Annotated in this window: 7 protein-coding genes; 6 read left to right on the top strand and 1 reads right to left on the bottom strand. The window is 30.6% G+C overall.

The genetic code is table 11. The features are described from left to right. The first annotated feature begins 136 nt into the window (after nucleotides 1-136). The 6 genes from H518_RS0116615 to H518_RS0116590 all read left to right on the top strand — a co-directional run bounded on the left by H518_RS0116615 (nucleotide 137) and on the right by H518_RS0116590 (nucleotide 8,875). Complete coding sequence (locus tag H518_RS0116615; protein WP_028890113.1) at nucleotides 137-700, top strand: Crp/Fnr family transcriptional regulator; 564 nt, start codon at nucleotides 137-139, stop codon at nucleotides 698-700. 61 nt (nucleotides 701-761) lie between these two features. Then, entirely contained in the window at nucleotides 762-1,340 is a 579-nt protein-coding gene (locus tag H518_RS0116610; protein ID WP_028890112.1) for an NAD(P)H-dependent oxidoreductase, read from the top strand. Nucleotides 1,341-1,560: 220 nt separating this feature from the next. Next, nucleotides 1,561-2,736: a hypothetical protein gene (locus tag H518_RS0116605; RefSeq protein WP_028890111.1), complete on the top strand. Its 1,176-nt coding sequence runs from the start codon at nucleotides 1,561-1,563 to the stop codon at nucleotides 2,734-2,736. A gap of 64 nt (nucleotides 2,737-2,800) precedes the next feature. Further along, entirely contained in the window at nucleotides 2,801-5,962 is a 3,162-nt protein-coding gene (locus H518_RS0116600) for a S41 family peptidase (protein WP_028890110.1), read from the top strand. 57 nt (nucleotides 5,963-6,019) lie between these two features. Then, complete coding sequence (gene recQ / locus H518_RS0116595) at nucleotides 6,020-8,152, top strand: DNA helicase RecQ (protein WP_231891920.1); 2,133 nt, start codon at nucleotides 6,020-6,022, stop codon at nucleotides 8,150-8,152. Between the two features lie 9 nt (nucleotides 8,153-8,161). Then, entirely contained in the window at nucleotides 8,162-8,875 is a 714-nt protein-coding gene (locus H518_RS0116590) for a hypothetical protein (RefSeq protein WP_028890108.1), read from the top strand. A gap of 42 nt (nucleotides 8,876-8,917) precedes the next feature. Here H518_RS0116590 and H518_RS20650 read toward each other — a convergent pair whose 3' ends face one another. Next, nucleotides 8,918-13,216, bottom strand: a complete 4,299-nt coding sequence (locus tag H518_RS20650) for a M14 family zinc carboxypeptidase (protein WP_051263825.1) — start codon at nucleotides 13,214-13,216, stop codon at nucleotides 8,918-8,920. Nucleotides 13,217-13,227: the final 11 nt, after the last annotated feature.

Genomic DNA, 13,227 nt, shown 5'->3' with positions numbered 1-13,227 from the left:
TTATTTTGAAAAAGGTAAGATAGAAGAAGTATTTATAAACAATGTGGTTTTAGATACACTATTTTGATGACTTGTGTATCTTTACATTCAGTGTAAAACCTTTTTTATATAAGCTATGGTCGAAGTGATAAGTAAAATGAGAAGTTATTTAGAAGCATTTAATATCTTAACGAGTGAGGATATTGATTTATTTGAACAAAAAGTAACGCAAAAAAGAATTAGAAAAGGAGATTTTTACATTAAAGAAGGTCAGGTTTGTAAAGAAGTTAGTTTTGTAACTTCAGGATTGTTTAGGTCATTTTATCACTCCTCAACAGAAGAAGAAGTTACATACTGTTTTATTTTCTCTAATACTTTTGTTAGTGCTTATTCTTCATTTTTATTACAAAATAAAACAGCTGAAAATGTTCAGGCTTTAACTGATGTTGAACTATTAACTATTTCAAGAGAAGATATTCTAAAATTAGAAGAGTTAAGTATTAACTGGTTAAAGTTTTTAAAGGTTATTGCAGAGCAAGAGTATATTAAGCTAGAAAAAAGAGTTTTCTTATTACAAAGGGAAACAGCAGAGCAGCGATATCGAGATTTACTTACCAATCAGCCAGAACTCTTACAGTTAATTCCATTAATCTATCTTTCTTCATATTTAGGTATTACTCAAAGACATTTAAGTAGAATACGAAAGTCTATTTCGAATTAGACATATGTCCTTTCAAAAAAGTTAAAAGGTGCAGTTCTTTGTAAAAAGATATAGAACAAGCATGAAACAAATTTTAATAATTAACGGGCACCCAGATAAAGAGAGTTTTAATTACGCTTTATCAGCAGCTTATATAAAAGGAGTAAATAAAACGGATGCTGAACTTACTCAAATTAATATTTCTGATTTAGATTTTAATCCTAATTTGAGGTTTGGTTACCGAAAAAGAATGGAGTTAGAACCAGACCTTGTTGATGCAATTGATAAAATTAAAAAAGCAGATCACATTGTATGGATATTTCCAATATGGTGGGGAGGTTATCCTGCATTAATGAAAGGTTTTATTGATAGAACATTTTTACCAGGAGTTACTTTTCAACCAATTGAAGGAAAACCATTACCTAAGAAACTTTTAAAAGGAAAATCTGCACGGTTAATTATTACTTCAGACACACCAAAATGGTATGATTTTTTAATTATGAAACGACCAGCTATTAATCAGTTTAAAAAAGGGACACTACAGTTTTGCGGAATAAACCCTGTTAAAGTTACTTTTATTTCAGTAATTAAAGATTCTACTTTAAATTTTAGAGAAAAATGGTTGAAAAAAGTAGTTTTATTAGGAGAAAAGATGGAATAATTAGAACGAATAAGTTGGGGTGGTATTGTAAAATGTGATTTAATTTTCAAAAGTTTAAAAATAAAATCTATGGCATATATAATTATGGTAATTTTAGTGAAAAAAGGAATGATTCTTAACACATTTTCTGTTGATTATTAAGAATAAATTTATAATTTAATACTTTGGCAATAATTTTGAGGTAGTGTTATAAATTTCATACAATTAACCAGTTAATAAAATGAGAATAAAGTTTACTTCGTTTCTGTTTTTTATAGCCTACATAAGTTTAGCACAATCTAAAGAGTTTTTAATTCTAGATAGTTTATCTAAAAAACCAATAGATTTAGTTCAAGTTTTTTATCCTGATATAGAAGTGGGAAGTGTTTCTAATGCAGATGGTAAAATAAAAATTCCCTTAAAAAATAATAGAATTGTTGTATCTCATATAAACTATATTGAAAGTGTCTTTATTTTTGAAGATTTTAAAAATAAAGACACTTTGTTACTTACCCGAAAAGCAAATCAATTAGATGAAATCGTACTTTATAATCTAGATTTAAAGCAAAAATTTATTGATATTTTAGAAAATGGTTTATCAAAAAAATATTCAACTAAGAAGGTTATTCGTAACGCTACTTACAAGGAAAGTTTTAGTGTTAATGATTCACTTACTAGACTATTTCAAGTTCAATTAGATTGGTACAGTAAAAACTCATTGTTTAAAACTGATATAACAATTGAAAAAGAGAATAAAATAACTCTTCAATCTATAGATTTCTCAAAAATTAAAGAAATAAAAAAGGATTTTGTCGACTCGAATAGTGGTCATGTTGAAAATAAATCATTTTTTAAGTTCTTACATTTAGATTTTCTATTACAATATATTTTAGTGAACTCAGCTAAAGACTATGAGATAGAAGTTATTGAAAAAAACAAGAATACTATTAATGTATATTTTAATGCTACTTGTATTCAAAATGGAAAAAATATTTTTAATTTAAAAAACAGTTTAATTGTATTTGATAAAGATTACAAATCTATAAAGAATTTGAAGCTTAATATGGTTTATAATTCTGATTTTAAGGATGCAACGACAAAGAGAACTAAGAAGCCTTATAAAATTAAGATGAAAAGCCATACTATTGAACTTTCATTTAATAAAATGAAAAACAATAAGTATGGTATAAGTTATTCTATTTCACAAATGAATGGAGTAATAAAAACAAAAAGATATATTAATGGCTTTAGGGCTAAACAAAGTTTATTTATTAATGAAAGTAAGTTAGGTGAAAAAATAAAAAAAGGAAACATTGATTTTAATAAACCTTTTTATGAAAATATACCTAGTAATTTAAAAAAGACTAGTGAAAAAATATTATTAACAGAAAAAGAAAAATTATTCATAAAAAGTTAAAATATCTTAAAGTTTATGTAAAAGAATCATAAAACTTTAATTTCGTTGGTATAAAACTGAACGGATGTTAAAAAAAACTTTATTCCTGCTAGGTGCACTATTTAGTATAGGTGTATCAATTTCACAAAATGCTTTAATTCGAAAACCCGCAATAAGTAATGATGCTTCTAAAATGGCATTTAGTTATCATGGAGATATTTGGGTATATAATTTTAATAGTAAAGAGTCAAAAAGAATAACAATTCATAAAGGGTACGAAAGTAACCCAGTTTGGAACTCCAATGGAACAACATTAGCTTTTTCATCAAATAGAAAAGGAAATGATAATATTTTTACAACTTCTGTAAACGGAGGAGTACCTAAGCAGTTAACGTATTATCCTACGGCAAATATTCCTACAAATTGGACTAAAAAGGGAGAGATAGTTTTTACAACTAAAAGAGCGTATAGTGGGCCAGAATGGGATAAACAAATGTATACTGTAAACGAAAAAGGAGGAACTCCACAACGTTTATTAACAGCCTACGGAGAAATGGCTACGGTTTCACCAAACGGAAAATTAATTGCTTTTACTAAAGGAGCTTGTCGTATTGCTCGTGAAGATTATTCAGGTTCAGCACAAAGAGATATTTGGATTTATAATACAGAAACGAAAAAATACATTCAAATAACCGATAACAAAATAAATGACTATTCACCTATTTGGGATGCTACAGGTAATTTATATTATATAAGTGCAAAAAGTGGAAGATATAATGTTTATAAGCAATCAATTTCTTCAAACGGAACGTCAAACGGTGTTGCTACTCAATTAACATCTGAAAAAAAAGATGGAGTTAGAGCATTTTCGGTAAGTAATAATGGAACATTTGTTTATATAAGTGGTGTAAACTTATTTAAGGTTGCAAACGGATCAAAACAAAAAATAAACTTAGCAATTCCTTCAGACAATCGTTTTGAAGAAGAAGAAACAAAAACAGTTTCTAACGGTGTTAGTAGTTATGCAATTTCACCAAACGGAAAAAGCATAGCACTTGAAATTAATGGAGAAATTTTTGTAAAAGAAAATAATAAAGAAAAGAAACGATCTAATAATGTAAGTAAACATTCGTTTAGAGATAGAAACCCACAATGGATAGATGATAAAACGGTTGTTTTTTCATCAGATAGAGATGGTGTTTATCAATTATATAGTGTAGTTTCTACAGATACATTAGTCGGTTTACACCGAAGTTTAAAAACGAAAGTTACGAAGCTAACCAAAAGTAAGGAAGATGTAGAAAGTTCTTTGGTTTCTCCTGATGGTAAGAAAATAGCATATCAAGTTGGTAGAGGAATTTTAATGATTGCCGATTTAAAAGACGGTAAAATTGTTAAATCAAAAGAATATTCAAATTCATGGGCAGCGGCCGAAAGCGTTTCATGGAGTCCTGACAGTAAATATATCGCATACTCACAAGAAGATTTAAATTTTGATAGTGAAATATTTATTCAATCGATAAAAAATCCTTCAACTAAAATGAATGTATCAATGCATCCACGAAGTGATAGAAATCCCGTTTGGAGTGCAGATGGTAAAAAGTTAGCATTTTTATCTAATAGAAGCGGAATTAATTATGATGTTTGGATGGTTTGGTTAGACAAATCTGACTGGGAAAAATCTAAGAAAGATCATGAAGAAGGTTCTTATTATCCAGAGAAAAAAGACACGAAAAAAGGAAAATCTAGTAAAAAGGATAAGAAGAAAAAAGTAATTGTTAAGATTGATGAAGATAGAATATATAACCGTTTAGTTCAGGTAACATCTTTACAAGACAATGAGTACAGTCCTATATTTAGTGCCGATAGTAAATTTATTTATTTTTCAGCAACAGACCCTGCAAGTAAAAAAAGAAGTACTTACAAAGTAAAATGGGATGGTAGTAAACCGAAAGCAATTAAAGCAGTACGTGGCGCTAGAGGCATTTCAGAAAATAAAGGAAAAGTTTACTTTACCTCAAGAGGGAGTTTAAGTAAATTAGATACAAAGTCTGATAAAGTAACCAAATTACCACATTCAGCTACGTATACTAAAAACGTAAAGAAAGAATACGAGCAAGTTTTTAATGAAGGAATAAGAGCTTTAACGGCTGGTTTTTATGATCCTGAATTTCATGGATATGATTGGAGTGGCTTGGTTAAAAAATATAGACCTTGGGTATTATCTGCAACCACACATCAAGATTATACGTATATGTATAATTTATTGTTAGGTCAGTTAAACGCAAGTCATATGGGGTATCGAGGATCAGCACCTAGAAACACAAGTGATAAAGTTGGTTTATTAGGTTTAGAGGTAGCAAATACCAATGATGGAGTAAAAGTGAACTATGTTTTAGAAAATACAGTTGCCGACAAGTCAAAAAGTAAATTGAAAAAAGGTGATATTATCGTTGCTGTAAATGGTAAGAAGATTTATAAAAACACTAATTTTTATAAATTATTAAAACAAACTCGAGGAAACGAAGTGTTATTGAGTTTAAAAAATAAAAAAGATGTGGTAATAAGACCACAAAGATCTATTAGAGGACAACAGTATGAAGCGTGGATAACTTCTCGTAAAAAATTAGTAGATGAATATTCTAACGGACAATTAGGGTATATACATATTCAAGGAATGAATATGCCAAGTTTCGAGCGTTTTGAGCGTGAATTAAAAGCTAGTGGTTATGGTAAAAAAGGAATTGTAATTGATGTGCGTTATAATGGCGGTGGTTGGACAACCGACAGATTAATGGCTGTTTTAAATGTAGATCAACATGCTTATACAATACCTAGAGGAGCGGTTAAGAGTTTGAAAAATAATAAGAAATTTGCAGGGAATTACCCGTTTAATGAGCGTGCAATCTTATCAGTAAACACAAAACCAGTAGTTGCTTTGTGTAATGAGAATAGTTACTCGAATGCTGAAATTTTTTCACATGCTTTTAAAAACTTAGGATTAGGTAAGTTAGTAGGGCAACCAACATTTGGAGCAGTAGTTTCTACTGGAGGAAAAAGATTACAAAACGGAGCAATTCGTATGCCTTTTAGAGCTTGGTTTGTTAAAAAATCAGGAAAAAATATGGAGAATGAAGCTCCAGCAGTACCAGATTATTTAGTTAAAAACGCACCAGGATGGAAAGAAAGAGGTGAAGATGCACAACTAAAGAAGGCGGTTGATGTTTTATTAAAAGATTTAAAATAAGAAACAGTTTTATTAAAAATAAAATGAAGCATAGAAATTATTTTCTATGCTTTTTTTATGATTATTTTTGCAGGTATGATGCAGATAACAGCGAACGATTTATTAGAGAAGTTAAAAGAAAATTTTGGATATGATAGCTTTCGATTAGAGCAACAAAAAATCATTGAAAATGTTTTAGCAAAAAAAGATACGTTAGTAATAATGCCAACAGGTGGAGGGAAATCGATATGTTTTCAATTACCAGCATTGTTTTTTGAAGGAATAACATTAGTTATTTCTCCATTAATAGCCTTAATGAAAGATCAAGTTGATAGTTTAAAGGCAAACGGAATCGCTGCAACTTACTATAATAGTAGTCAATCACCAGAAGAACAACAACAAGTTTTTGATGGTATTGTAAATAAAACAGTTAAACTAGTATATGTTGCTCCTGAAAGTTTAGCATTGCTTCAGAATATATTAAACCAAACATATATAAGCTGTATTGCTATTGATGAAGCACATTGTATTTCTGCTTGGGGGCATGATTTTAGACCGTCATATAAGCAATTATCATTTTTAAAAAGAACACTACCTGATGTTCCTATTGTTGCATTAACCGCAACAGCAGACAAAGCAACTCAAGAAGATATCTTAGAACAATTAGCGGTACCTCATGCAACAAAATATGTAAGTTCTTTTAATAGAGAAAACATAAGTTTAGAAGTACGACCTGCAAATGATAGGGTGCAGCAAATCATTAAATTTATTAATAAAAAACCAAATGAAGCTGGTATTGTATATTGTTTAAGTAGAAAGGCAACTGAGCAATTGGCAGGGAAGTTAAAGCAGCAAAATATAAATGCAAAGGCATATCATGCTGGTTTAACTTTTGAAGAACGCGCTAAAAACCAAGAAGATTTTATTAAAGATGAGGTTCAAATTATCTGTGCAACTGTTGCATTTGGTATGGGAATCGATAAATCGAATGTACGTTGGGTAATTCATTACAATATGCCCAAAAATATTGAAGGCTATTATCAAGAAATAGGTAGGGCAGGGCGTGATGGTTTAGCGGCAAAAGCATTGTTGTTTCATAGTTATGCCGATGTAATTCAATTGCGTCAATTTATTGCAAATACAAGCAATAAAGAAGTACAAGAAGCAAAGTTAGATCGTATGAAGCAGTTTGCTGAAGCAACTGCATGTAGACGAAAAGTTCTGCTAAGTTATTTTGGTGAATTAATAGAAAACGATTGTGGTAATTGCGATGTATGTAAAAATCCAGTGCAGTTTTTTGATGGAACAATTATAGCACAAAAAGCACTTTCTACCATTTACCGATTACGAGAAAAAGAAGCAATGGGTACAGTGGTTGATGTATTAAGAGGAGCCAAAAATGCGGGTGTTTTAGATAAAAATTATCAAACTTTAAAAACCTACGGAATTGGAGCAGATATTTCGTGGAAAGATTGGCAGCACTATATTATTCAGTTAATAAATCAGGGATTTTGTCAAATCGCATTCCATTTAAATAACACATTGCAATTAACTGATTTTTCTAAAAAAGTACTTTTTGATGGCGAAAAAGTTCAATTAACAATACCAGTTGAACTTAAGAAGGAAGAAAAGGTAACGAATGCCAAAGGAAGAAAGGTAGCAAAGAAAGCTGTAAAGGATACATTATTCGAACGTTTACGAAAATTACGTTACCGTATAGCACAAGAAGAAGATATTGCAGCATATTTAGTTTTTAGTGATGCGACTTTACGTGAATTAGAAAACGAACGACCACAAACAGATTCCGCATTTATGGCAATAAGCGGAGTAGGAAAACGAAAGTTAGAAGTTTATGGAGGTGAGTTTATGGAAGAGATTAAAACCTTTGTAAAAGAAAAAAAGAAAGGTAAAAAAGACACAACTTTAGAAACCTATGCTTTATATAAAGAAGGTTTTTCAATAGATGATATTGCTGATAAACGTAATTTAAAAGCACAAACAATTTTTTCTCATCTATCTAAATTATATTTAGAAGGAAAAGACGTGAGTTTAGATGAGTTTATTGATGCTAACACGATTAAATTAATAGCAAACGCAAAAAAAGTATTAAAAAACGAACCTACTTTAAAACCTTATTTTGAGTTTTTAGGAGAAAAAGTTCCGTATGAGCAAATAAGAATAGGACTTACTATTTTACAAAAGAAAAGATAAGATTGTTCAATGAAAAAAAGTGAATCTCCTACCAATAAAACAGATGTAGACTTTTTAGATTTAAAAGAAAGAATAGTTTATTTAAAGAATGAAATTAGTCAAATAGAAAATAGATTATTTCCGTTTGAACAATCTTTAAGAAATGCTATTTCAGATTTATTAGTTGAAGAGAGAGAGTTAACTACTTTATATAAAAATCAAAAGAAAGCTAAAAAAGAAAAACGTTTAGCGCAGAAAAAGAAAGGAAAAAATTATGTTGCTTCAACAGGTTTAAAAGTAATTGATAAAAGTGCGTCACTTTCTGATGCTTCTAATCAACAAGAAAAAAAGCGATTATACAAAGAGGCTATGTTTCATGTACATCCTGATAAGTTTTCTTTAAAAGAAAATGAACAAGAACTAGCGACAGATATTACTACTAAACTTATAGAAATATATAAAACAGGTACTTTAGAAGAATTACAGGCGTATCATGCACACATTTTTAGTGGAAATACATCAATTGTACTAAAAAATAGCTCAAAACAAAAGAATAGTATTGATACCAATGCCTATTTAAAAAACGAAATAACAACGTTAGAATATCAGTTAGAAAACTTAGTATCGTCACATACCTATACCGTTTTAACATCTTATACACAACCAATGTTATTTGTAAATGAATTAGTAGCTTATTACAGTGATCGTATTTTTAAATTAAAAAAAAGAACAAGAACTAAATAATTATACCCTCATCATATAAGATGAGGGTATAATACTGGGTATTTAATTTTTAATGAACTTTTTTATTGTTTTTTTTCCTCCATCATTTATTTCTATCAGATATACACCCTTTTTTAATGATAAGATATCGATAAAATTATCATTAATAAGACGACCAGATTTTACTAATTGACCAATTGCATTTGTAATTTTGAAAGTGGTTCTTTTTAAATCTAAATTTTTTATCGTTATGAACGATGCCGCTGGGTTTGGATATATAATATAATGAGAGTCTGACGAGGTTAAAATATTTGTTTGTCTACTAATATTATCAGTAATATTTACAGTGTAGTCTTCAACTTCTCCATCAGCAAAAGTTTCACAGGCTGTCGATGCTGAATTATATTTCATAGATACACGCATTTTTGTTGCGCCCAAAAGTGCAGTTGTTGGAATGGTTACGTTTGAAGATCTATTTGTAGCACTGTTTGAAGAATTAGACATTACCTTTTCATTTATTTCAAAAGTCCCGTTTTGATTATAATCAATCCATACAGTAAAAAACTCTGAATAAGCTGAATTATTAAAACCTGCACTAACCACTAGTTGAGTAGTACTTCCTTTTGTTACCGTAGCAATTTTAGAGGTGAAATCTCCATAACCTCCATTTGCTGCAGTTGTATTGGTCATTCCTCCAAAAGAAACATAATCAATCCATTCGTAGGTTACTCTATTTCCTTTTGATGCGCAATAGTTAATTACTGCATTTAAAGTAGTAAATGTTACATTGCTGCTAGGTATTGATACATTCCCTGCCGCATCTTTTGCTTTTACGGTATAGGTATACGATGTATTTGCTATTAACCCAGTAATGTTAGCCGAAGTCCCGCTAACGATTGCTATACTTGTAGCTCCATTAAAAACTTCATAGGCTGTTACAGCTACGTTATCTGTTGAAGCTGTCCAATTTAATGTCGCTGTAGTTTGTGTAATATTAGAAGCAATTACATCTATTGGAGCTGTTGGTGCTTGTGTATCTGGAGCATTTGTAGTTACATTTAGAGTATTACTTGCTAGTGATATGTTTCCTGCTGCATCTTTTGCTTTTATTAAAAAGGTATATGCTGTTGCTGCTGTTAACCCTGTTGCATTATAGGTGGTTGCATTAGTCGTAGTGCCTATTTTTGTACTACCGTTATATATTTCATACGATGTTACAGCTACATTATCAGTGGAAGCTACCCAATTTAAGGTTAAACTTGTTTCTGTTATATTAGATGAAGCTAAACTACTTGGAGCAGTTGGTGCTTGTGTATCTGGTGCGGCACTAATAATAGTTACTGTATAATCTTCTACTTCACCATAAGAAAAGGATGCTTCACAGGCTACTGGTGTAGCATTGTATTTTAAAATAACACGCATTCTTGTAGGCCCTTCTATAGCAGAAGTTGGTACAGTAAACGTTCCGCTAACTGGAGTTGTTTTAGATTTTGCTTTTGTCCAAACAGTTTCGTTAGCATCAGAGAAGTCTCCATCTTTATTATAATCAATCCAAACACCATAACCTTCATCATAAGCAGTTCCTGTCCATTTTGGAGTAATTGTAATTGTATTAGTTTCACCTTTTGTTAAATTCGTAGAAATTGATGTATGATCAGAATAACCATTACCTCCTGTAGAGGTGTTATTGATTGTTCCTAAAACTACTTTTTGAATATATTCAACGTTAACATTAGCTCCTTTAGAGGTACAATAATTTATAGCTGTAGTTGTTAAATTTACCGATGCTGAATATGCTGAGGTGTTATTGGTATCGCATTTTGATCGAACTTGTACTTCATATTCGGTACTAGGAGATAAGTTTGTTATGGTATTTGTAGCACCTACTATGTCTGTAACAACAGACCAGTTAGAAGTACCTGTTTTACGATATCTTAAATCGTAATTAGCAGAAGGAACATTACTCCAGTTTATTTTTGCAGTATTACTCGTAATATTACTTGTTGTTATACTATTTGGTATGCTAACTTCACAGGGTACACTAATGCTTATAATTTTGAAATCATCTATAAAATAACCATCATAAGTGGTTGAATAACTTTCTTTTTTATTATTTGCGTCAGACTTGAATCTAAATCTAAAGGAAGCATTCGTTGCGTTTAATAAAAAGCTATTATTGTTAGCATCTATTACTATTTCTTCCATAACCCATTTATTCATTTGGTCACCATCATATACCCTACCTGAACTATTTGTGCTTTGAAAAGCTTTGCTAGTACCGTTTTTTTGAGAATGAGCGCTATTAGTAGAAGAAGTAGCGTTTGGTTTGTTATAATTACCACATAAAGCTTGCCAGTTAGTTCCATTAGTGGCTGCTTGTATTTCTACAAAATCAAAATTCCTTTCGATATCCCACTTTGTATAAAATTGAATAAGCACTTTGCTAGAGGTTGAGAGATCATATGAATTTTTAGAAGTTAGTGTTTTAGTACTATTGTTAGGGTAGGGACTAGTACTATTACTTCTTAATGCTGTGTTGCCAGAAAAAGCATCTGTTGTACTACTTACCCAACCATTATTATTATTCCAGTTAGAAAGTCCATCAGTATCAGGAGAATCACTTAATAAAACTGTAGGATTATAATATTTTTCGAAGTTAGCATCATAAAAGATTCCCTCGTCATTAGATAGCTTAACATTATATTCTATTTTTTCATTAGCAGTTATATTGTTGTTTAAGACTAAACTTCCTGTTACATTTTGTTGTGTTAGAATATTAATTCCAGTTATTGGAGTAGGAGCGATTATACTGCTAATATTTGTAGAAATAGGAGTTATAGTAACTGTAAAGTCACTAGAAGTTTGACTAATTCGTTCTATACCAAAAGTTAAATTAGCTGTAAGAGAGGTAATGTTACTTTGTGTTAAATCATGCAATTTTGCATATTTACCTGCTTGATAAGCACTCATTAAATAAATACGTACGGCTCTTTTTGCAATAGGTACTATTTCTGTTGGATTTGGCCAAAAACCAGAATCACCATGTTCAGGAGTCGTTGCAAGAATGTTTTTACCAGAACCAGCAGAACCATTAGTATCTGTATTACCGCCTACCATCCAATCGTCGGCAACACCATTAGCGGCAGAAAATATGGTAGCACCAGAAACATATCTATTATATTTAGTCATGTCTTCATGCCATTTGTGCATTTCATCTTCTCTACCAGATGTAAATGTAGGATTTCCTCCATACGGATGAGGAATTCCATTTGCATATGAATGATTCATTAAACATGTTTTAATATTTCTATTTAAAACAAAATCTCTTAAAATCTGAGACTCTGGTTCTGAAAAAGCACTAGGCCCTCTGTAAGATTCACTAGTTGGAGTTCCAGAAGATCCACTACCAGCAGTACCCCAGAAATAGTCAAAATTTCTATTTAAATCTACACCTCTATTAACAGCGGTATTACCTGTACCGCCAGTATTTGGTTTTAAGTTTTTACGTTGCATACCTCCACCATTAGGTGCTACATGTTCGTTCCAGCGTAAGCCATCAGGATTTACTATTGGAATAAAATACAATTCGTTGTTATCTACTAAATTTTTTATAGCAGTATCGGTAGCGTAATTTTCTAATAAATACCACATAAAGTAGATGTTACTCATTAAACTGCTAACCTCTCTAGAGTGAATCATTGAAGTGTATAATACTTGAGGTTTAGAGCCTTCTGGTAAGCTCTGGTTTCCCGTTATTTTAACATAGTAAACTGTTTGACCATTCCATGTGGTTGTTCCTTGTTGGTTTCCATGTGTTTTTTGATTTGTAGGAGAAGCATCAGCTTTAGCTGAAATTAAATTAGGGAACTTTGTTCTCATTTCATCAAGTTCAGCAATTGTTTCACTAACAGTTAAACAACCACCCATAGAACCTAAGTTAAAATTAGTAGGCACTTGCCAGTCTATTTCACTACAGCCATTATATTGTAAACTACTATTTATTATAGTATTTGAAACAGCAGTTTTATTAGCTAATTTTCTACTCTTTCTTAACTGAAGATTACGAACTGCTTTTGGTAAGTTTTCTGAGATCCTTTTTTGGTAAAAGCTGGTTAAATTTTCAATATCGATGGAATAGGGAATCTTTTCTTTTTTTAAAATATTTAATTCAGATGTAGATAGTTCTAACTGAATACTATTTTCTTTGTGAGTGCTACCACATCTGAGATCGATTCCGTTTTTTACTAAAAGTTGTTGAATTTGTTGAGATGGGCTTTTGATTGTTACTCTTTTACTTAGGTCTTGAGAAAATGAAAAGAGACTAAAAGATAAGCATAAAGCTATTGTAGCTAATTTTTTCATAATAAATAATT

The organism is Tenacibaculum ovolyticum DSM 18103 (assembly GCF_000430545.1).
Taxonomy (GTDB): domain Bacteria; phylum Bacteroidota; class Bacteroidia; order Flavobacteriales; family Flavobacteriaceae; genus Polaribacter; species Polaribacter ovolyticus.
This window is presented reverse-complemented; position numbering and strand designations above follow the sequence as displayed.

Coding starts and splice junctions, on each gene's coding strand:
- H518_RS0116600 (WP_028890110.1), top strand. CDS start 2,801: ATGTTAAAAAAAACTTTATTCCTGCTAGGTGCACTATTTAGTATAGGT.
- H518_RS0116605 (WP_028890111.1), top strand. CDS start 1,561: ATGAGAATAAAGTTTACTTCGTTTCTGTTTTTTATAGCCTACATAAGT.
- H518_RS0116590 (WP_028890108.1), top strand. CDS start 8,162: ATGAAAAAAAGTGAATCTCCTACCAATAAAACAGATGTAGACTTTTTA.
- H518_RS0116610 (WP_028890112.1), top strand. CDS start 762: ATGAAACAAATTTTAATAATTAACGGGCACCCAGATAAAGAGAGTTTT.
- recQ (WP_231891920.1), top strand. CDS start 6,020: ATGATTATTTTTGCAGGTATGATGCAGATAACAGCGAACGATTTATTA.
- H518_RS0116615 (WP_028890113.1), top strand. CDS start 137: ATGAGAAGTTATTTAGAAGCATTTAATATCTTAACGAGTGAGGATATT.
- H518_RS20650 (WP_051263825.1), bottom strand. CDS start 13,216: ATGAAAAAATTAGCTACAATAGCTTTATGCTTATCTTTTAGTCTCTTT.